Genomic DNA, 20238 nt, shown 5'->3' with positions numbered 1-20238 from the left:
GATGGCAAAACTTTCCCTCTTTGAACGTCGCCGTCGTCGTGTGCGCACCGCTCTGCGGTCGCGTGCTGGTGGCAAGCCACGTCTCTCGGTGCACCGCACCGGTCGGCACATCTACGCCCAGATCATCGACGATGCAGAAGGCAAGACCGTTGCCGCCGCATCGACGCTTGGTGCCAAGGCTTCGGGTGCGAATGTCGATGCCGCCGCAAAGGTCGGCAAGGACATCGCTGCCGCTGCCAAGAAGGCCGGCGTGACCACTGTCGTGTTCGATCGCGGCGGGTTCCTGTTCCATGGCCGCGTCAAGGCGCTGGCCGATGCCGCTCGCGAAGGCGGGCTGGAGTTCTGATGATGGCTGACGAAAACAAGAACGAAACTCCCGAAGTGACGGAAACTCCCGAAGCAGCGGCTGCAAAGGCCAACGCTGAGGTTCCTGCTGCTGCAGAAACGCCGTCGGAAGCTGCCGACAACCAGAACCCGGCTCAAGAGCCCAGCGCTCAGCCGACCGAACAGCCCAAGGCGGAAGAACGCCAGGGCCGTGGTCGTGGCCGTGGTGGTCGTGACGGTGGTGGCCGTGGTCGTGGTGGTCGCGACAACCGTCGTGGCAAGCGCGAAGAAGAAGATGATGGCATCATCGAGAAGCTCGTGCACATCAACCGCGTCTCGAAGACGGTTAAGGGTGGTAAGCGCTTCGGCTTTGCAGCTCTCGTCGTCGTCGGCGACGGTCAGGGCCGCGTCGGCTTTGGTCACGGCAAGGCACGCGAAGTGCCTGAAGCCATCACCAAGGCGACCGCTGCTGCACGCAAGAAGATGATCCGCGTCCCGCTCAAGGAAGGCCGCACGCTTCACCACGACGGCAATGGCCGTTTCGGTGCAGGCAAGGTCACCGTTCGCACTGCGCCTCCGGGTACCGGCATCATCGCCGGTGGTCCGATGCGTGCCGTGTTCGAAAGCCTCGGCGTTGCTGACGTTGTCACCAAGTCGGTCGGCACTTCGAACCCGTACAACATGATCCGCGCTACCTTCGACGCGCTTGCCGACCAGACTTCGCCGAAGTCGGTTGCGCAGCGTCGCGGCAAGAAGGTTGCCGACCTCCTGGGTCGTGGCGGTGCCAGCGCAGCCGAGGCGGAAGCCGACGCTGCAGCTATTGTGGAGTAACACCTGATGGCTACCATCAAGATCAAGCAGATCGGGTCGCCGATCCGTCGTCCCGAAAGCCAGCGCAAGATCCTTATCGGTCTTGGGCTCAACAAGATGCACAAAGTCGTCGAGCGTCAGGACACCCCTGAAGTTCGCGGCGCGGTCGCAAAGATCCCGCATCTTGTAGAGATCGTTGACTAAACCAATCTCATGGGGCCTCGCATGGTGCGGGGCCTCATCCTTTCAGCGCGAACAAAAGCGAAAGCGAGTGCACACATGAAACTCAACGACATCCGTGACAACGAAGGCGCCCGTAAGGGTCGCATGCGTGTGGGCCGTGGTATCGGCTCGGGCAAGGGCAAGACTGCCGCACGCGGTCAGAAGGGCCAGAAGAGCCGTTCGGGCGTAGCGATCAAGGGCTTTGAAGGCGGCCAGATGCCGCTTCACATGCGTCTTCCGAAGCGCGGCTTCAACAACCCGTTCGGCAAGGACTACGCGGAAGTGAACATCGGCATGGTCCAGAAGTTCATCGACGCCAAGAAGCTCGACGGCAAGAAGGACATCACCGAAGAAGCCCTGCGCGAGGCTGGCCTTGCACGTGGCGGCAAGGACGGTGTCCGTCTGCTCGGCAAGGGCGAGCTCAAGGCCAAGGTCAAGTTCGTCGTAACCGGCGCGACCAAGGGCGCGATCGCAGCGGTCGAAAAGGCAGGCGGCAGCGTCGAGACCAAGGCTCCTGCCAAGGCTGACGCCGAATAATTGGTATCTCTCATCAGCCCGGGGTGTCGCGAAGATGCTCTGGGCTGACGAAAAGTGGCCCAAAATCTGGCGGCAGGGTTCGACAAGTCGCCCTGCCGTTCCTATTTAGGCCCGCATGACCGGGGCAGGGCAGGGATCGTCCGGACCGGAAAATGTTAGGATCGACATAGAAACATGGCTTCACGCGCCGACAATATCGCCAGCAACCTGAACCTCGGCAACTTTGCCCAGGCAACAGAGCTTCGCCAGCGCATCTGGTTCACGATCGGCGCGCTGATCGTCTTCCGCTTCCTCAGCTTCGTGCCGCTTCCGGGTGTCAACCCGCTGGCGCTCGACCTGCTGGCGCAGCAGAATCAGGGCACCATCCTCGACATGTTCAACATGTTCACGGGCGGTGCGCTTGCGAATATGAGCCTCGTCGCTCTTGGCGTGATGCCCTACATTACCGCGTCGATTGTGGTGCAGATGGCATCGGCGCTTCACCCGACGCTGGCCGCTCTCAAGAAAGAGGGCGCGTCGGGCCGTCAGAAGCTCAACCAGTATACCCGCTACGGCACGGTCTTCCTGTGCGCGATTCAGGGCTATTTCCTTGCAACCGGCCTCGAAAGCTATGCCAGCGCGCAGGGCATCGAGGCAGTGGTCAATCCCGGCTACGGCTTCCGCATCGGCGCGGTGATCAGCCTTGTCGGCGGCACCATGTTCCTGCTGTGGCTGGGTGAGCAGATCACCAGCCGCGGTATCGGCAACGGCGTCTCGCTCATCATCATGGCGGGCATTGTCGCCCAGTTCCCGACCTTCGCGATGAACATGTTCGAAGGCGGCCGCACCGGCTCGATCGCTCCGACGATCATCATCGCCTTCCTGCTGATGGTCGTGGTCCTCATCCTGCTCATCAGTTTTGTCGAGCGCGCCCAGCGCCGCCTGCTGATCCAGTATCCCAAGCGCGCGACGCAGCGTGGCATGATGCAGGCGGATCGCTCGCACCTTCCGCTCAAGCTCAACACCGCTGGCGTTATCCCGCCGATCTTCGCAAGCTCGCTGCTGCTGCTGCCGCTGACGATCAGCTCGTTCGCTGGCAACTCGGTCGACACGACCAGCGGCTTTGGTTCGACCATCGTGTGGCTGAACCAGTATCTTGCGCATGGTCAGCCGATCTACATGGCGCTCTACGCCATTGGCATCATCTTCTTCTGCTTCTTCTACACCGCGGTCGTGTTTGACCCGGAAGAGACGGCGGACAACCTCAAGCGCAATGGTGGCTTCATTCCGGGCATCCGTCCGGGCAAGCGCACCGCCGACTATCTTGAGTATGTGCTCACCCGCATCACCGTGGTCGGCGCGATCTACCTGACGCTCGTCTGCGTGATCCCCGAATACATGATCGCCCAGACCGGCATCCCGCTGTTCCTTGGCGGCACCAGCCTCCTGATTGTCGTCAACGTGACCGTCGACACGATCAGCCAGGTCCAGTCGCATCTGCTGGCTCACCAGTATGGCGATCTCATCAAAAAAGCTAAGTTGAAAGGCCGCATGCGCTGACGCATGGTGGCATGATCACGCGACACAAATGCGCACGGGCGTAGTGCCCGGCGCGACAAAAGGGGATTTGCGCTCGTGAACATCATTCTTCTTGGCCCTCCGGGCGCGGGCAAGGGCACGCAAAGCGCTGGCTTGGTAGAGCGCCACGGCATGAAGCAGCTTTCAACCGGCGACATGCTCCGCGCTGCGGTCAAGGCAGGCACTCCGGTCGGGCTTCAGGCAAAAGCGGTCATGGATCGCGGCGAGCTGGTTTCGGACGAGATCGTCTCGAACCTGATCGACGAGAACCTTGCCGCCATGCCCGCTGACCAGGGCGCGATCTTCGACGGCTATCCGCGCACCGCAGCGCAAGCAGGCGACCTTGACCGTATCCTTGCGAAAAATGGCCGCAGTCTCGATCGCGTGATCGAGCTTGAAGTGAATGTCGATGCTCTGGTTGAACGCATCACGGGGCGCTTTTCCTGCGCAAATTGCGGCGCGCTTTATCACGATACCGCGAACCCGCCCGCGAAAGAGGGCGTGTGCGACGTGTGCCACTCGACCGAGTTCAAGCGCCGCCCTGACGACAACGAGGAAACCGTGCGCACCCGCATGGAGGAATACCGCGCCAAGACCGCGCCGATCCTTCCGGGCTATGAAGAGCGCGGCATCGTCTCGCGCGTCGACGGCATGGCGGAAATCGCTGAAGTGGCTAGCGCCATCGACGCAATTCTTGCCTGAGCCGACCTTCGCACTTTCCACCGGCCGGAGCTCGCTCTAACCTCGCTTCGACTGAGGGAGGATTTTTCGTGCGCATTGTTCTGAAAACCGTAAGCGGACTGGCGCTTGCCATGGGGCTCGCGGCCCCTGCCATGGCCGAAGTGGTCGAGTCTAAGGAAGATCACTTCGTCACCCGCAACCAGGCGGTGGTGGAAGCCGATCCCAAGGCGACATGGCTCGCGCTCATCAGCCCGGCGCGCTGGTGGTCGGGCGAGCATACCTGGTCCGCCGATGCTGCGAACCTGACGCTTATGCCGCAGGCAGGCGGGTGCTTTTGCGAGAAGATCCCCGAAGTCGAAGACGCCGAACGCATCACGCTTGAGGGAAGCGTCGAGCATATGCGCGTGATCCAGGCTTACCCCGAAGTCGCGCTTCGCATGGAAGGCGCGCTCGGCCCGCTGCAAAGCGAACCGGTGACCGGCATCCTCACCGTCGCAATCAGCGAAGTGGATGAAGGGACGCGGATCGTCTGGGAATACAATGTAGGCGGCAAGATGCGCTATCCGATCGAAGTGATCGCGCCTGCGGTCGACGGGGTGATGACGCTGCAACTGACGCGGCTCGCCGACATGCTCGGCACGGTTACTGCTCCGACTCAAGGGGGCGAATTGCCCGAGCCTGAGGAAGAGGGCGAGCCGAAGGCGGAAGCTCCCGCAGATGAAGATGGCGCGGCGATGATCGACCCGGAAGCCGTGATCGAAGAAGACGAGCCCGAAGGCCCCAGCGCGGTCGACGAGGCTTTCGGCGACCTCGGCGGTCCGGGCTGATTGTCAGCAGCAGCGGCTGCTTTCCCTGGCCGCTTCTTCGGTGACCGCAGCGATAGGCGCATTGTCTTCGCCATAGGTGGCGGCTGCATCCATCGTGCGGAACATTTCCCAGACGACAGAGCTCGGGTCGGCGGCCCAGTGCTTGTCGCTGCGTGCATAGCAGCAATGCGCGCCTTCTTCTGGCTTGGACGCGATATCGGCCTTGGCCAGCCGCGCTTCGAGTTCGGCCAGCTCGCCAGCATCGCCAGCCTGAATGCCGAGATGGTTGACCCCGACTGACGCGCCCTCGCGGGTGCTGATTGCGAAGTTGACGCGCGGATCCTCGACCTCCCATTTGGCGTAATCGCCCTTGGTGACGCTCGGTTCCTGATCGAAGAGCGCAGAATAGAACGCGATGGCGGGTTCGAGCGCGGCGACGCTCACATGGACGTGCAGTCGTTTCATTAAGATGCTCCTTGAGTAAGCGCGGTGAGATCGAGATCGCCGACAATCGCGGGGCTGCCGCTGCAGCAATCGGCCATCAGAAATTGGAGAAGTTCACGCAGGGTGCCGTAATCGGCGCGGTAGATGATCGATCGCCCGTCGCGGCGCGAGGTCACAAGCCCGGCATTGCTGAGCTTTGAAAGGTGCGCCGATAGCAGCGTGCTTCCGATATCGAGCTGGCGCGCGATTTCCCCTGCGGGCAAACCGTCATCACCGGCCCGCACCAGTAGCTTGAGCGTTTCGAGCCGTGTTTCCTGTGAAAGCGCGGCAAAGCAGGCGAGGGCGGTTGTCATTTCCATAATTCAACAACTATTGAAATGATTCGATCATGTCAAGATCAGACGAGCGGCCGCATCGAAATCTGCCTTCCACAAGTCGGGTTTTGCGTCGCGCCGCGTTTGGTAGTATCAGGGGCTTGAAACAACGTCTCGGCGACCCATATGGGCCGCTCGATTGACGCCTGCGCGTTTGCCCGGTTGACGTATCCCTCGAATCACCGTAAGCGCGCCCTTCATTCGACAGGTTCGAGTCCAGTCCGGCGGGCACCATGGCTTTGGTGCACCAACCGGACTTTTGCCGTTTGGGCATGGCTCGACACCATCGAATGAATTGAGCGTTGAGATAGGGGGCAGCGGCCCATAACCGCAAACCCCTGTGGAGCATGGAGAATTAAGTGGCTCGTATTGCCGGGGTAAACATCCCCACAAATAAGCGCGTAATCATTGCGCTGACCTACATTCACGGAATTGGCCGCACGACGGCAGTCCAGATCGCAGACAAGCTTGGCATTCCGCACACCGCCCGTGTGCAGGACCTCACCGATGAGGAAGTGCTGCGCATTCGCGAAACGATCGACGAAGCCTACACCGTTGAAGGTGACCTTCGCCGCAACACCGCGATGAACATCAAGCGTCTCATGGACCTGCGTTCGTATCGCGGCCTGCGCCATCGTAACCAGCTGCCCGTTCGCGGTCAGCGTACGCACACCAACGCCCGCACCCGCAAGGGCAAGGCCAAGCCGATCGCCGGCAAGAAGAAGTAAGCTGCTGGTCCTTCCAGCACGCTTTTTCCTTCTCCCGTAGAATAAGGATAACCGAACAATGGCACGCGAACCCGGCAAAGTAAGGCGCCGCGACAGAAAGAACATCACGAGCGGCGTTGCGCACATCAACGCCAGCTTCAACAACACCATGATCACCATCACCGATGCGCAGGGCAATGCGATCAGCTGGTCCAGCGCCGGCATGATGGGCTTCAAGGGTAGCCGTAAGTCGACCCCGTATGCAGCACAGGTTGCTGCCGATGACGCGGGCAAGAAGGCTGCTGAACACGGTGTTCGCACCCTCGAGGTTGAAGTGAAGGGTCCGGGCTCGGGCCGTGAAAGCGCACTTCGCGGTCTCGCCGCAGTGGGCTTCAACATCACCTCGATCCGTGACGTGACCCCGATCCCGCACAACGGTGTGCGTCCTTCCAAGCGCCGCCGCGTTTGATCCGAATTTGGGTGGTGGCGGTCTTTCGGGACTGCCGCCAACCAACCGGGTCTGGTTCGCTGACGAGCGTTTCAGACCCGCCTCACAATTCCAGAACCCGCTTACGTAAGCGAATTAGGGGAAATCCATGTCCGTCAACATGAAGAACTGGCAGGAACTAAAGAAACCCAACGCTCTCGAAATCAAGGAAGGCGGCGACAAACAGCGCAAGACCACCTTCGTCGCAGAACCGCTTGAACGCGGTTTCGGCCTGACGCTCGGCAATGCGCTGCGCCGGGTGCTGCTGAGCTCGCTTCAGGGCGCAGCGATCACCTCGATCAAGATTGAAAACGTCCTTCACGAATTCTCGTCGCTTGCCGGCGTTCGCGAAGACGTGACCGACATCGTTCTCAACGTGAAGCAGATCGCGCTCAAGATGGAAGGCGAAGGCCCCAAGCGCCTGCAGCTTTCGATGACCGGTCCGGCTGAAGTCACCGCTGGCGACATTGCTGTCACCGGCGACATCGAAGTCATGAACAAGGACCTCGTCCTTTGCCACCTCGACGAAGGCGCGACGCTCAACATGGAGCTGACCGCTGACGTGGGTAAGGGCTACTCGCCTGCCGTTCAGAACCGCCCGGCCGACGCGCCGATCGGTCTGATCCCGGTCGACTCGCTTTATTCGCCTGTCCGTCAGGTGAGCTACAAGGTCGAGAACGCCCGTGTCGGCCAGGAACTCGACTACGACAAGCTCTCGCTGACCATCGAAACCGATGGCACCGTCACTCCGGAAGACGCCGTGGCTTACGCTGCGCGCATCCTTCAGGACCAGCTGACGCTGTTCGTCCACTTCGAGGATGGCATCCCGCAGCCGCAGTCGGCCATGATCGGTCAGGCTGCTACGCCGCAGGAAGACGACGCCAACCAGCTCAACCGTTACCTTCTCAAGAAGGTCGACGAGCTCGAGTTGTCGGTGCGTTCGGCGAACTGCCTCAAGAACGACAACATCATCTATATCGGCGACCTCGTTCAGAAGACCGAAGCCGAGATGCTGCGCACGCCGAACTTCGGCCGCAAGTCGCTCAACGAGATCAAGGAAGTTCTCTCCAGCATGGGCCTGCGCCTTGGCATGGACATCCCCGGATGGCCGCCTGAGAACATCGAAGAAATGGCCAAGAAGCTCGAACAAGAGCTGCTCGGCTAACCAGGTTCCGGCGGCGCACCTTAAGCGCCGCCAGCACTGGGCTACCTCACACGGGCCCTTTTCAAACGAAGGAAATACAAATGCGTCACGGAATTTCTCAGCGTAAGCTTTCGCGCAAGTCGGGCCACCGTACGGCTCTGTTCCGCAACATGGCTGCGGCCCTGATCAAGCACGAACAGATCGTCACCACGCTGCCCAAGGCGAAGGAACTGCGTCCTTACGTCGAAAAGCTGGTCACGCTGGCAAAGCGCGGCGGTCTTTCGAACCGTCGTCTCGCCATGACCCGCCTTCAGGACGAAACGCAGCTCAAGAAGCTGTTCGACACCCTGGCCGAGCGTTATTCGGACCGTGATGGCGGCTATACCCGCATCATCAAGGCCGGCTACCGCGACAGCGACAGCGCCGCGATGGCGATCATCGAATTCGTCGAGCGCGACGAAGATGCACGCGGTCAGGACTCTGGTCCGGACATGAGCGAGCAGGACGAATACGCCGACGCGTAAGTCCTCGCACAAGAGACAAGAGAAGGGCCGGCGGAGCGATCCGCCGGCCTTTTTCTTTTGGGCGCGCATGGCTAGGCTCCGCGGCCATGAGAAAACTCGCCCTTGTCGCCGCCGGCGCGATCGTCGCCCTTTCCTCGCCAGCCATCGCGCAGTCCGCACAGGAGCGGCTAGACGCGCGATACGACCGCGCGCTGGCTGCGGGATACAAGGCGTTATTCCTGTGCAGCGCGATCGCCAATGCGGAACTTTTCGGAGCGCAGCGCAGCGAACAGAGCGTCACCGAATACGAGCTCACCGGTATCTACCCCACGCTCGATCCGATCATTCGGGACATGCCCGCTTTTTTCGAGCGCGGAGGTGATGGGGTGATTGACTACGTGCTGGTCGAATGGACAGACGACGCCGCCGCCCGCATCGCCGTTCATAAGCCAGATCGCGGCTGTTCGGTGCAGCCGATGGCGATGATCCCGCAGAACGAACCCGATGCGGAGATTTTGACCCGCGCAGCCCCCCGTATGGACAGCTTTGACCTCGCGCTAAATCCGGACGAAGGGCTTGCCCGCACCGGCTTCACCGATGCGTATGGAGCGGGAGCGCGGACCACGGGCGTGGTCATCCTCCAAGACGGCAAACTCGTCAGCGAGGCTTATGGTCCCGATCATGGGCCCCGGACGCCGCAACGAACTTGGTCGGTCGCGAAAAGCATTGCGGCGACTCTGGTTGGCGCGACAGTCCAACATGGCCTCGTCGAGGTAACCGACAGCGCCGGGCTTGGCGAGAACGTGAACGATCCACGCCGTACGATCAGCATCGACATGGCCCTTCGCATGGCCAGCGGGCGCTATTCGGACACGCCGGGCAACCGCACCGATCCGCTCTACTGGGGCGGCACGACGGTCGATGAGCGCGCACAGAACTGGCCGCTTCTGAATGCGCCTGGGACCGTCTATCGCTATGCCAACAACGATACGCTCGCAGCCGTGCAGGCGATCGAGGCGACGTTCGAGGAGCATCCGCCCACCGAACTGTTTGACAAACTGGGCATGAACCACACGATCGCAGAGACCGACTGGCAGGGGAATTATGTCTTGTCCTCGCAGGTCTGGTCGACCGCGCGCGATCTGGCGAAGCTGGGCCAGCTTTATCTCAATGATGGCGTTTGGGATGGCCAGCGCATCTTGCCAGAGGGGTGGGCTGATTACGTCTCCAGCCCTTACGGCCCACAGCCCGAGGGCACCCAATGGGGCTACGGCGCAGGCTGGTGGACCTTTCGCCGACCCGAAGGCAACGCGTTCGAAGGCATCCCCGACGACGCCTTTGCCGCGCGCGGCAATCGCGGTCAGTACGTCGTTGTCGTCCCCAGCCGCGATGTCGTGATCGTGCGGCGCGGTGAGGATATGGTGGGCACGCGCTTCGACATTGCGGGCTTCACCCGCGACGTTCTGGCGGCCTTGGCTGAGCAGTGCATCCATTCAGATAAGTCGTCATTTACCTGAACATCAACTGTAAGCCCCGCTCAGAATCACCTCAGTTTTGTTCATCTAGAAGGCTCTCACGGTGAACGGAAATTCCTCCGTCGCTGTAAACCCGAGGATGAACCCACATGACTGATCTTACCAAGACCATCACCAAGGGCGCGCTCGGGACTGTCGCGGCTGGCGCGATGGCCCTGGCGTCCGCAACTCCCGCTGCTGCAAGTGATCGCCACCGCGATCGTGGGATCAGTGCCGGCGACGTGATTGCAGGGGCCGTGGTCATCGGCGGCATCGCCGCGCTGGCAGGTGCCTTCGATGGCGACCGCGACCGGCGTTACCGTGACAATCGATACAACGACCGGCGCTTCCGTGGCTATAACGACCGCGTAGGCCATCGTGGCCGCGGTGGTGGTCAACGCGCTATCGAGCGCTGTGTTCGCACCGCAGAGCGTCAGGCCCGCCGTTTCGGTGGCTACCGCTTCGCTGACGTAACCCAGATCCGCGACGTCGATCGCACCCGCTTTGGCTGGCGCATCCGTGGCCGGATGGAAGTCGAAGGCCTGCGTGGTCGCGGCTATGGCTACGGCAACCAGGGCTTCGATCGTGGCCGCTTCACTTGCTACGTCGAACGCGGCGTGCGTCCGGAAGTCCGCTTCCGCGGCATCGCCGGGCTTCGCTAACTCATAACCAACACTGCTCGGACGGGGCAGTGACCACCAAGGCGGTTCAGGCTTGCGCAAGCCTGGGCCGCCTAACTATGGTCTACTTATGAGCGATTGGTGGCCGCTCGCCTGCACCATTGGTGACAACAAACAGGAGGGAGCTTCCATGGCTCAAAACACGAAGGCTTTTCGCATTGGCGCGCTGACCGGCATGGTCGCAGCCGTTTCGATGGCCGCTTCACCCGCATACGCAGCCGAAATGCCGCTCGCCTCGACCGAGGCAAACGGTAGCGCCTTCGGCCTCGTCTTTTCCGAAACCGACGCGATGAGCGGCGACTGGTATGCCCCGGGCGCAGAGCCGCTCGAATATCGCCGCTATCGCCGGGGCTGGCGTCGCGGTTGGCGTGGTCGGCGCGGCATTCGCGGGGGCGATGTGCTTGCAGGCGTGCTCGTCCTCGGCGGGATCGCTGCCATTGCAAGCGCGGCCAGCAACAACCGCCGCCGTGACCGCGATGTCGTGATCGTAGAACGTGACCGCGTGCGCGACCGCGACGACCGCCGCTATGATGATCGCCGCTCGAACCCGCGCGCCTCGTCTGGCTCGGGCCTCGACAATGCCGTCTCCATCTGCCTCGACGAGATCGAACGCGACGTGCGCGTCGATGCCGTCAACAATGCGAGCCGCACGCCAAGCGGCTGGGTTGTCAGCGGGACCTTGTTCAACGGCGCTGGCTTCAACTGCCGCATCGATAACAATGGCCGCGTGTCAGGCGTCGACTACTCGGATTTTAGCGGCGTGAACTTTGAGAGCGGCGAAACCGTTCAGCCCGCGGCGGGCCAGTGGTCCGACGACCGCTATCGTGAAGCGCGTGCGCAGACGGGCGAGCAGACGCCCACGCAGACAACCACGCTGGCTTTCGCCGAAGGGGCCGAGACAAACGCTCAGCCACTCAATGCCGCGAGCGCAAACGATGCGCAGCCGGCCTATCCCGGAGGCCCGCTTCCCGGCGAAGAGGGTTATCCCGAAGAGTGATCTTTCGATGATGGGGCGGGTCTTGGGTCCGCCCCTTCTTCTTTGGGGGTAGAGCGTCCGTAGCTTGGCAGCCCCAGTTCGAAATGGATGGCAGCCGCGCGCAGGACAAAACCTGCGACGAATGCCAGTGCCCAGGCCCACTGGGTCGGCACACCGATCAGTACCGCCGCAATCGCTCCGCCAACGGTCAGCGTCGCGCTAAGTGCGGCGGCAGTGACGTATAGCTCTGGCTGCATGATGATCGAAGGACGTCCGGCGACCACGTCGCGGATGATCCCGCCAACGCATCCCGTAATGATCCCCATCAGCGAGGCTGGGACGGGCGGGATACCGTAAGCCATCGCCTTCGCCGCGCCGAGCACGGCGTAAGCTGCAAGGCCGAGCGCATCGGCATAGTCGAGCAGCTTGCCCTCCCACAAACGCATCGGCGTAAACCACGCGATCAGCGCGGTGCCCAAGCATACGACCGCGACCCACGGATCGGTCATCCAGAAAACGGGCGCGTCGATCAGCAGATCGCGCACGGTTCCCCCGCCAACACCTGTCACCAGCGCGAAGAATGCCATGGTGACGAAGGTCTGCCGCTCGCGCGCAGCCACCAGCGCGCCCGACAGAGCAAAGATCGCAATGCCTGCGATGTCGAGCAGGTCGAGGATCGGGGTGAGGACGGTCTCGTTCATGCGCTGACGGTCTTAGCGCGGGCCTTGCGGCGGCGGAACATCAGGATGCAGCCGAAGATCGCTCCTGTCAGAGAGAGCGCGGCAAAGGCGATCAGGATCGGGTGGCTCGTATCCTCGCGCTCGGAGAGGTCCATGATGTGCAGCCCCCACATGAAATCGAACCAGCGCCACCAACGCGTGCGCACCGCCTCGATCCGGCCCGTGTCGCGTCCGACATAGACATGCGTGCCGTCCTCGAGAGCGACTTGCCAGACGGGCAAGGGACGGCGGAAATCGAAGGGCACATTCTCGGCGTCGAACGCCGTTACGCTGGCTACCATGTCGCCGCCCACAATTTGCGATGCCACCAGTTCGCGCGCTTCGGCTTCGCCAAGCGGGTCAAGCGCGTCTCCGCTAACTGCATCAAAGCGCTCTATGCGACCATCCATATAGGTGACGCGGGTAATCGCCCGGCCCGATTCCATGCGCGTCTCGAACGATCGAACAGGCGGTGTGCCGGTAAGCTGAAAAGCTATCGGGGCAGGATTGCCCGGTGGCAAAGCGGCGTCCTTGCTTTCGATACGCAAGTGTTCGCCGCGCACTTCCTCAATCGGTTTGGCGACCATGAACAGACCCGTCGCGGTCCACATCACGATAGGAACGCCGACCAGCCAACCGAGCCAGATATGCCACTTCGCAAGGCGGCGCATGATCGATGTTTTCGCCATAGTCTCGCGCCCTTGGCGAAGCTGTATCAGCTGTGCAAGATTTTCCCGATCTCGCCAGCCGCATCAATGCAGTCGAGATCGGACATGAACTGCCCCATGACCTGCATTCCGCAAGGAAGTTCAGTGCCTTCGTACATCCCGCTTCCCACAGGCACGATGGTGGAGGGCAGATTGGGAAAGGTCGCAATGCCCGCCCAGGCAAGCCCGCTTGCGCCCGGAATGTCCTGTCCGTTCACTCGGATCGTCGAATCGAACACGCGCTCTTCATTGTGCGGGACCGCCAGCACAGGCGCGGGCGGGGCGAGGACGAAGTCGTAGGTGTCGAACAGGGTTTCCCATTCGGCAATGTTGGCCGCCTGCGCGTCGAGCAGGTCGAACCAGTCGGTTGCTGTCGCGCGCTTGCCGCTTGGCGCAGGCGCGCCGCGCGCCATCGCGGTGTTGAGCATCCGCATGTAATGGCCCTGCTGCGCTTCGAGATCGGGGATTAGCGTACTTGCGCGGTCGATGGTGATGCCAGCTGCCAGAAGCGCCTCGATCGCGTTCTCGATCGGCTCCGTAACCGAGGCATCGACCGGTGCGCCGGGATATTCGGTGATTGCAAGCACTCGGCACTGCTTGAGCGGTTTGCCGGAGCGGGTGAGCGCGTATTGTCCGGCGATTGCAGTCAGCGCGGCGAGGTCTTCTGCATTGCGGGCCAATGGACCGGCGACAGACAGCGCGCCATCATGGGCCGCGACAAAGCCCTTTCGCCGCGCCATTTGCGGGTGGTCGTGGCCGCGCTTCGAGATCAGACCCCAGCTCGGCTTGTGCCCGTAAACGCCGCAGAAATGCGCTGGCACGCGGACAGAGCCGCCGATGTCGGTCCCGAATTCGCACGCCACCATTCCGCTCGCCACCGCAGCCGCGCTGCCGCCCGATGATCCGCCGGGCGAGCGTGTGGTGTCGTGCGGATTGTTCGTGCGGCCATAAACCGGGTTGAAGCTTTGCCAGTCGGTGAGGTCAATCGGCACATTGGTCTTACCAAGGATCACCGCGCCCGCCGCCTTGAGCCGCCGCACGAGCTCGCTGTCGCGCGGAGCGATATAATCGGTCAGGCGTTTGTGCCCCCAGCAGCTTTGCAGGCCCTCTACGTCAAAGCTTTCCTTGACCGTCATCGGCACGCCGAACAGCGGCTGGTCCTCTCGTGGGCCGGCCTTGTCGAGAGCCAACGCCGCTTCGTGCGCACGCTCGAAATCAGGAACGGCCAGCGCGTCGATCTCGGCATCGAGATGCTCGATCCGCGTGATCGCGGCATCGACCGCTTCGGAGACGCTCATCTCGCCTGCCCGGATCGCCGCTGCGGTTTCGAGCGCGCCGGGTTTGTCGGTCAGTTGCGGATAAGCCATCGTCAGTGTTCCCCTCGGCGCAGAGGGTTAATCCAGCAAAGTGCGCGGGGCAACTTTGCTCGCTCGCTTATTCCTTGGTCGCGGGCATTTCGCGCCCGCCCTGGAACAGGGTGAGGCCGGTGATGGTGCCGCTGTCATCGCGGTTGAAGCGGACCTGCGCATCGACGACCTTGAGGAAGAACGTGTCGCCTTCCTCGCGGAAGATCTCGTTGGCGCCTTGCCCGGTCGCCTGCGCCATCAGCTTTCCGCCCTCGACGAAAGTGGTGATCTTGAAGGTCGGGGCGAGGGCATAGACGCCCTCATATTCGGCCAGCGCCTCCGCCGGGACCTCAACCGCAACGCGGTCAGCCGTCGTCGGGATTTCGCCGCCCTGCGCCAATGTCATGAGCTGGCGTCCAATGTTTTCGGCCGATCCGCCATTGAGGTTGGCGAGGACGGCCACCGTTGTACTCTTCGCGCGGTCATAGCCTAGCCAGGCGTTGAACCCCTGAATGCCGCCGCCGTGCCAGATGTATTGGCCGTTTTCGCTGTCGCTGACGACGACCCCGTGCGCATATTTCGCTTCGCCGATCGCATCATGCGGGGCGGGCTCGACAAACTCGGCAACGCTTTCGGGCGACAGGATTTCGCCGGAATACAGCGCCTTGTTCCAGCGGTGCAGGTCGCTCACAGTCGAATACATCGCGCCCGCGCCGGTGGGGATGCCCATAAAGACATATCCCGCATTCACCCGGCCTTCGCCGCCCGGCGAATAGCCCGCCGCGCGCTTGGGCAGGATTTCGGCGCTCACGTCAAACCCGCTGTTTTCCATGCCGAGCGGCGTGAAGAACTGCTCATCAAAGTAGGTAGCGATGTCCTGCTCGCTGACCTGTTCGACGATACGCGAAAGGAGGACATAGCCCGAATTCGAGTAGGACCACTTGCTGCCCGGCTCGAATTCGAGCGGCAGGTCGCGGAAGAAGGCGATCAGGTCATCCTGCGAGGTTTCAAGGCGGCTGAGATCGCCGAACCCGTCGAGCGAGGTGACGTTGGGCAGGCCCGCCGTATGACGCATCAGGTTGCGCACGGTGATCGCGCTCCAGCTCTCCGGCGTGCCTTCGAGATAGGTCGAAATCGGCGCGTCGAGGTCGATCAGCCCTTGCTCTGCCAGCTTCATGATCGCAACCGAGGTGAACTGCTTGGTCACCGAACCGATGCGGAACTTCGTGTCAGGAGTGTTGGCGATATCCCATTCGAGATTGGCCGATCCCCATGCGCGTTCGAGCAACACCGTATCGTCATTCGCAACGATCACCGCTCCCATAAATGCGCCTGATTCCGCCTCTGCCGAGGCGATCTCGACCATGCGCTCGGTATCCTGCGCGGCGGCTGGCACTGCGAAAGCGATGGCCAATGGGGAAAGGGCGAGCGCGAAGCGGCGCGTGATGAGCATGTGATTTCCTCCCGAGCGTGTATTAGGTAAGCAATACACACACTCGCGCGCTGTGCAAGTCGGGATATGAGGCAAGCCCTTCAGAGCGATGCGAAAAATCGGTCTTCGGCGTCATATTCGAACATGTCCCACGGATAAGCGGCGAGCTGAGGGAATGCCTTGCGCCAGTCGGCGGGGTTCAGATCGATGAGCCATTGCGCGCTGCTCAAGAGCTCGGATGCCACGCAGAAAAAGCCCGCCTTGTCGGCCTTGGCGTTCGAGACGACAAAAGGTTCAGGCACCGACCAAGGCGTGCGGCCTACGCTGCCTTGGGGAGGCCCGTCCATCAGGTGAAATTCGACTTGGTAACCGAGCCAATCGGCAAGCACCTTGCCGATCTCGGCGACCGTTCGTGCGGGATCATCCGCCATGTTGAAGACACCGCCCGCGCCGTCGGCAGCCATCTTTTGTGCGTTTGATCCGAGACAGAACGAACTGGTCGTGCTGAACTGGCTTCGCCCGCCAAATGCCAGCGGGATGCGCGTGCGCCCGCCGAGGAACCGTTTGACGAACCACCACTCGCGCGGGTGGCGGCTGTATTTGCCGAACAACGCGCAGGGCCGCAGGATCGTCGCTCGCTTCCCGAACAGGTCGAGCGCCTTGTTCTCCATGCGAACCTTGCGGGTCGAATAGGTGTCCGGCCCGGGCGCGACGGTGGATTGCTTTTCCGTGACAGGGCCGTCGAATTTGGGAAAGCCGTTGGTGGCGGCCTCATCGAGCGTTCGGCCTTCGTCATCGCAATAGACGCTCGCCGAGGAGATCGCGATCAGCCTGCCGACCGCATCGGGGTCGTAGCGGGCGACGTCACCCTCATCGAAAGCGATGGTGTCGAGCACCACGTCGGCGTGAGGTGTAGGGGCTTCGCCAGCGGTGTAAGGAACGAATCTCTCATTCTCGCCTAGCTCCCAGGCGGGACGTGTGCGCGAGTGGATGCGCACGTCCCAGCCGTGGAACGCAAAGTTGTAGGCTGCGGCGTAACCGATCTGGCCTGCGCCGATGATTGCGACTGTCTCGCTCATGACTGCGTCCCTTTGCTGGCATTTGCCGGCCGTCGTGCGAGCGCGAGGCCCCAGCCCAGAATGCTCGCCGCGCCGTAGCCTATGAGTGGGTACGGGTAATTGGCAAGGAGCGCCGCGAGCGTGAAACCTGCGAGCGCTCCGGCAAGGGCAAAGCGCTCGGTTCGCGGCCAATCGGTTGCCTTCAGGACGAGCACCATGCTGGCGAGCAAGGTCGCCGCGAGAGCCGCGCTCGCGAGTGGCTGGCTCGGCCAGAGATCTGTGAGGATACCTTCGACAAAGGGCTGCGGGGGCAAGTCACCTGCAAAGTTCGCTCCGATGGCCGCGAAGATGCCAAGCGCTGCGACGACCGCCGTCCACCTGTCGCGCGCTGCGAAAGCGACGCTGATCGCAGCGAAGGTCAAAGCGAGCGCCGTTCCAGTGTCGGGATGGGCAAAGGCGATAAGGATCGCCGTCAGCGTTACCCAAGGTCTGATTAGCGCATCGTGCGCCACGAGGCGCACGAAAAGCGGGACCGCCAAGAATCCGGCGTGAAGCGTGAGCGGTCCGAGTGGCAACCAGCGCGACACCCCATCGAGCGAGGGCCCGGTGACGAGGGGCAGGGCGAGCACTGCAAGCAATGATACGGCCACGCCTCGGGTAGGGGCGGCGGGCTGCGGCAGGCGCACAAAAATCAACGCGCCCAACGCGAGAACTAGCGCGCCCGCATTGACCAGAAGGTAACTGAAAGGTGCGCCCGAAAACGCGAGATACGCCAGACCCCCAAGCGCGGGCGCGAGCAGCGCAAGAGCAGCGCCGCCTTGGCTCTTCAACCAAGGCGGCGCGGTCTTGCTCATTACATGTGGATCGGCTTGCCCTGAACCGCCATCGCCGCTTCCTTGAAGGCTTCGGCGTGAGTGGGGTGAGCGTGGCAGGTGTAAGCGATGTCTTCGCTCGTCGCTCCGAATTCCATCGCCTGTGCCGCCTGCGCAATCATCGTCCCCGCCAGCGTGTTGATCATCCACACGCCTAGAACACGGTCGGTCTTAGCGTCCGCAATCACCTTGACGAAGCCATCGGTGTCGCGGTTTGCCTTTGCGCGGCTGTTCGCCATCATTGGGAACTTGCCGACCTTGATCGCCTTCTTGTCGCCGCCCGCCTTCTTGATCGCCTGTTCCTGCGTGAGGCCAACGCCAGCGATTTCGGGGGTGGTGTAAACCACGTTCGGGATCACATCGTGGTTCACGATGCCGGTCTGGCCTGCGATGTTCTCTGCCACCGCGACGCCTTCATCCTCGGCCTTGTGCGCGAGCATCGGGCCGGGGACCACATCGCCGATGGCCCAAACGCCTTCGACGCCGGTGCGGAATGCGTGATCGATCTCGATCTGGCCGCGATTGTTGACCTGAAGCCCTGCCTTTTCGAGCGCGAGGCCATCGGTGTTCGGGCGGCGGCCAATCGATACGAGCACGTGGCTGGCTTCGAGCTTTTGCTCATCGCCGCCTTCGGCTTTCTCGATCGTGAGCGTGACTTTCTTGCCCTTGACCTCGGCGCCGGTGACCTTGTGGCCGAGCATCATTTCCATGCCCTGCTTCTTGAAGATCTTGTTCGCTTCCTTGCGCACTTCCTCGTCCATGCCGGGGAGGATCTGTGGCAGGAATTCGACCACCGTGACCTTCGCGCCAAGGCGGCGCCAAACGCTGCCAAGCTCAAGACCGATCACGCCGCCGCCGATAACGACGAGGTGCTCTGGCACTTCTTCGAGTTCGAGAGCGCCGGTCGAATCGACGATGCGCTTTGCCTCATTGTCGACTTCGACGCCAGGAAGCGGGGTGACCGAAGAACCGGTTGCGATCACGATGTCTTTGGCGGTGATGGTTTCATCGCCGACCTTGACCGTGTGCGCATCTTCGAACGCGCCGTGGCCCTTGAGCCAGGTGACCTTGTTCTTCTTGAACAGGAATTCGATCCCCTTGGTGAGATCGCCGACCGCGCTGGTCTTTTCCGCCATCATCTTGGAGAGATCGAATGTCGCCTTGGCGTCGATACCCCAGGTCGCGAAGTGACCGCCTTCGGCCTCTTCGAAAAGCTCCGATGCGTGCAGCAACGCCTTCGACGGAATGCAGCCCACGTTGAGGCAGGTGCCACCCAGCGTTTCGCGCGACTCGATGCAGGCGGTCTTGAGGCCAAGCTGCGCTGCGCGAATGGCGGCGACATAGCCGCCGGGGCCAGCGCCAATAACAAGGCAATCGTAATCGTAGGGGTGGTCAGCCATGTTTCGAATGATCCCGTTCAGTCTGACGTTTGAGTGTGTTGAGGCCCATTTAGTGGCTTGGGTGCCGTTGTGCCATGCAAAGTTTGCGCTGGTTCATCAATACGACCTTCGGCCCATGCGACCATGCGGCCGTGATGGCCGGTGTTGATGCCGGTCTTGACGATTCTGGCCGGATTTCCCGCCACCATCGAGCGGTCGGGCACGTGGCCGTTGACGATGCTCCCGGCAGCGATGACGCAGTGATCGCCGATAGTCACGCCCGCCGTGACAACCACGTTCGCGCCGATGAAACAGCACTTGCCGATCCGCGTATCGTCGTGATGCGCGCCGACGAAATCATGCGCAAAGATGCGAGCGCCCGGCGTTATGATCGTGTGATCGCCGATATGGATACCCTTGGGGTGAGTGTAATCGAGAAACGCCTTGCCCGAGATCAGCACACCCTTGCCAATATCCATGCCCCACACACTGCGCAGATACTGGCGGCGGATCGCCGCGAAAGCGAGGTAGAGGCGTTTGCGGATTGCAATCAGCATGGCTTCTCCTTCCGCTCACGGTGCGGTGCGCAACCAAAGAGCCGCTTCGCTGCGTCAGCTTGCGGGCGGTGCTTCCGCAGGCGCAGCGTCAGCCTCGCCAGCCGCGCTCGCGCTGCAAGTGCGCAGGAGTTCCTCGATCGTCTCGCGGTTGATATCGAGCGACGCGTCCGAAGCATCTTCGGCCAGCCTGTCCGCAGCGCATTCGCATGCAGGCGTGACGTTCTCCGAAGTGATCCCATTGTCCTGGGCAATCTGCTCGCATTGCGAAACCACCTCGGTGCGGATCTGGTCCTTGATCGCGTCGCCTGCCATTTCGGTTGCCGCATCGCACGCGGTCAATGCGAGAGCGGCGACGGGAAGCGAAATCAGGGCAAAAGCGCGCATGGGTAGGATCCTTAAAGG

General features: G+C 62.2%; 25 protein-coding genes. 14 read left to right on the top strand and 11 right to left on the bottom strand.

Going from position 1 to position 20238, the window contains the following annotated elements; all coding sequences use genetic code 11:
* Window position 1: 1 nt before the first annotated feature.
* From rplR to NAP1_RS07230, 7 genes are all read left to right on the top strand, one after another.
* The gene (gene rplR, locus NAP1_RS07260) at window positions 2–346 is read left to right on the top strand and encodes a 50S ribosomal protein L18 (protein ID WP_007164607.1); all 345 of its coding nucleotides are present in this window, start codon (window positions 2–4) and stop codon (window positions 344–346) included.
* Window positions 346–1155: a 30S ribosomal protein S5 gene (gene rpsE / locus NAP1_RS07255; RefSeq protein WP_007164606.1), complete on the top strand. Its 810-nt coding sequence runs from the start codon at window positions 346–348 to the stop codon at window positions 1153–1155. Before rplR ends, rpsE begins: the two co-directional genes overlap by 1 nt.
* Before the next feature lie 6 nt (window positions 1156–1161).
* The gene (rpmD, locus tag NAP1_RS07250) at window positions 1162–1338 is read left to right on the top strand and encodes a 50S ribosomal protein L30 (RefSeq protein ID WP_007164605.1); all 177 of its coding nucleotides are present in this window, start codon (window positions 1162–1164) and stop codon (window positions 1336–1338) included.
* A gap of 75 nt (window positions 1339–1413) precedes the next feature.
* Window positions 1414–1893, top strand: coding sequence for a 50S ribosomal protein L15 (rplO, locus tag NAP1_RS07245; RefSeq protein WP_040464335.1), 480 nt, complete (start codon window positions 1414–1416; stop codon window positions 1891–1893).
* A 174-nt stretch (window positions 1894–2067) separates the two neighbouring features.
* Window positions 2068–3432: a preprotein translocase subunit SecY gene (secY, locus tag NAP1_RS07240; RefSeq protein ID WP_007164603.1), complete on the top strand. Its 1365-nt coding sequence runs from the start codon at window positions 2068–2070 to the stop codon at window positions 3430–3432.
* A gap of 75 nt (window positions 3433–3507) precedes the next feature.
* Entirely contained in the window at window positions 3508–4152 is a 645-nt protein-coding gene (locus NAP1_RS07235; RefSeq protein ID WP_007164602.1) for an adenylate kinase, read from the top strand.
* A 68-nt stretch (window positions 4153–4220) separates the two neighbouring features.
* A complete protein-coding gene (locus tag NAP1_RS07230) occupies window positions 4221–4958 on the top strand; it encodes a hypothetical protein (protein WP_007164601.1) in 738 nt (245 codons plus the stop codon).
* A gap of 3 nt (window positions 4959–4961) precedes the next feature.
* Here NAP1_RS07230 and NAP1_RS07225 read toward each other — a convergent pair whose 3' ends face one another.
* Window positions 4962–5402 (bottom strand): ArsI/CadI family heavy metal resistance metalloenzyme, encoded by a 441-nt coding sequence (locus NAP1_RS07225; RefSeq protein WP_007164600.1) that lies wholly within the window; start codon window positions 5400–5402, stop codon window positions 4962–4964.
* Window positions 5402–5734, bottom strand: a complete 333-nt coding sequence (locus NAP1_RS07220) for a helix-turn-helix transcriptional regulator (RefSeq protein WP_241761193.1) — start codon at window positions 5732–5734, stop codon at window positions 5402–5404. Before NAP1_RS07220 ends, NAP1_RS07225 begins: the two co-directional genes overlap by 1 nt.
* 380 nt (window positions 5735–6114) lie before the next feature.
* On the opposite strand from NAP1_RS07220, the gene rpsM reads away from it, so the two are divergent.
* The 7 genes from rpsM to NAP1_RS16460 all read left to right on the top strand — a co-directional run bounded on the left by rpsM (window position 6115) and on the right by NAP1_RS16460 (window position 11787).
* Complete coding sequence (gene rpsM / locus NAP1_RS07215; protein WP_007164598.1) at window positions 6115–6483, top strand: 30S ribosomal protein S13; 369 nt, start codon at window positions 6115–6117, stop codon at window positions 6481–6483.
* 58 nt (window positions 6484–6541) lie between these two features.
* Window positions 6542–6931 (top strand): 30S ribosomal protein S11, encoded by a 390-nt coding sequence (rpsK, locus tag NAP1_RS07210; protein ID WP_007164597.1) that lies wholly within the window; start codon window positions 6542–6544, stop codon window positions 6929–6931.
* A gap of 127 nt (window positions 6932–7058) precedes the next feature.
* Window positions 7059–8114 carry a DNA-directed RNA polymerase subunit alpha gene (locus NAP1_RS07205; RefSeq protein WP_007164596.1) on the top strand — a complete coding sequence of 352 codons (1056 nt, stop codon included), beginning with the start codon at window positions 7059–7061 and terminating at the stop codon, window positions 8112–8114.
* A gap of 80 nt (window positions 8115–8194) precedes the next feature.
* The gene (rplQ, locus tag NAP1_RS07200; RefSeq protein WP_007164595.1) at window positions 8195–8617 is read left to right on the top strand and encodes a 50S ribosomal protein L17; all 423 of its coding nucleotides are present in this window, start codon (window positions 8195–8197) and stop codon (window positions 8615–8617) included.
* A gap of 86 nt (window positions 8618–8703) precedes the next feature.
* The gene (locus tag NAP1_RS07195) at window positions 8704–10113 is read left to right on the top strand and encodes a serine hydrolase (protein WP_007164594.1); all 1410 of its coding nucleotides are present in this window, start codon (window positions 8704–8706) and stop codon (window positions 10111–10113) included.
* Window positions 10114–10220: 107 nt separating this feature from the next.
* Window positions 10221–10772, top strand: coding sequence for a hypothetical protein (locus NAP1_RS07190; protein ID WP_007164593.1), 552 nt, complete (start codon window positions 10221–10223; stop codon window positions 10770–10772).
* 148 nt (window positions 10773–10920) lie between these two features.
* Entirely contained in the window at window positions 10921–11787 is an 867-nt protein-coding gene (locus tag NAP1_RS16460) for a hypothetical protein (protein WP_156777217.1), read from the top strand.
* Here NAP1_RS16460 and NAP1_RS07180 read toward each other — a convergent pair.
* The 9 genes from NAP1_RS07180 to NAP1_RS07140 all read right to left on the bottom strand — a co-directional run bounded on the left by NAP1_RS07180 (window position 11772) and on the right by NAP1_RS07140 (window position 20220).
* Window positions 11772–12467 carry a trimeric intracellular cation channel family protein gene (locus NAP1_RS07180; protein ID WP_007164591.1) on the bottom strand — a complete coding sequence of 232 codons (696 nt, stop codon included), beginning with the start codon at window positions 12465–12467 and terminating at the stop codon, window positions 11772–11774. The genes NAP1_RS16460 and NAP1_RS07180 overlap by 16 nt on opposite strands.
* On the bottom strand, window positions 12464–13174 hold the full coding sequence (locus NAP1_RS07175; protein WP_007164590.1) for a PepSY domain-containing protein: 711 nt from the start codon (window positions 13172–13174) through the stop codon (window positions 12464–12466). The genes NAP1_RS07180 and NAP1_RS07175 overlap by 4 nt, the downstream gene beginning before the upstream one ends.
* 26 nt (window positions 13175–13200) lie before the next feature.
* Window positions 13201–14559: an amidase family protein gene (locus NAP1_RS07170; RefSeq protein WP_007164589.1), complete on the bottom strand. Its 1359-nt coding sequence runs from the start codon at window positions 14557–14559 to the stop codon at window positions 13201–13203.
* 67 nt (window positions 14560–14626) lie between these two features.
* Window positions 14627–15991 carry a serine hydrolase gene (locus NAP1_RS07165; RefSeq protein WP_007164588.1) on the bottom strand — a complete coding sequence of 455 codons (1365 nt, stop codon included), beginning with the start codon at window positions 15989–15991 and terminating at the stop codon, window positions 14627–14629.
* An 80-nt stretch (window positions 15992–16071) separates the two neighbouring features.
* A complete protein-coding gene (locus NAP1_RS07160; RefSeq protein WP_007164587.1) occupies window positions 16072–17049 on the bottom strand; it encodes a hypothetical protein in 978 nt (325 codons plus the stop codon).
* Complete coding sequence (locus NAP1_RS07155) at window positions 17046–17882, bottom strand: hypothetical protein (RefSeq protein WP_007164586.1); 837 nt, start codon at window positions 17880–17882, stop codon at window positions 17046–17048. The genes NAP1_RS07160 and NAP1_RS07155 overlap by 4 nt, the downstream gene beginning before the upstream one ends.
* Complete coding sequence (gene lpdA, locus NAP1_RS07150) at window positions 17882–19300, bottom strand: dihydrolipoyl dehydrogenase (protein ID WP_007164585.1); 1419 nt, start codon at window positions 19298–19300, stop codon at window positions 17882–17884. The genes NAP1_RS07155 and lpdA overlap by 1 nt, the downstream gene beginning before the upstream one ends.
* Window positions 19301–19317: 17 nt before the next feature.
* Entirely contained in the window at window positions 19318–19836 is a 519-nt protein-coding gene (locus NAP1_RS07145) for a DapH/DapD/GlmU-related protein (protein WP_007164584.1), read from the bottom strand.
* Between the two features lie 54 nt (window positions 19837–19890).
* Complete coding sequence (locus NAP1_RS07140; RefSeq protein ID WP_007164583.1) at window positions 19891–20220, bottom strand: hypothetical protein; 330 nt, start codon at window positions 20218–20220, stop codon at window positions 19891–19893.
* Window positions 20221–20238 lie beyond the last annotated feature (18 nt).

Origin of the sequence: Erythrobacter sp. NAP1, assembly GCF_000152865.1 — a bacterium.
In the GTDB taxonomy this organism is placed as follows: Bacteria; Pseudomonadota; Alphaproteobacteria; order Sphingomonadales; family Sphingomonadaceae; genus Erythrobacter.
This window is presented reverse-complemented; position numbering and strand designations above follow the sequence as displayed.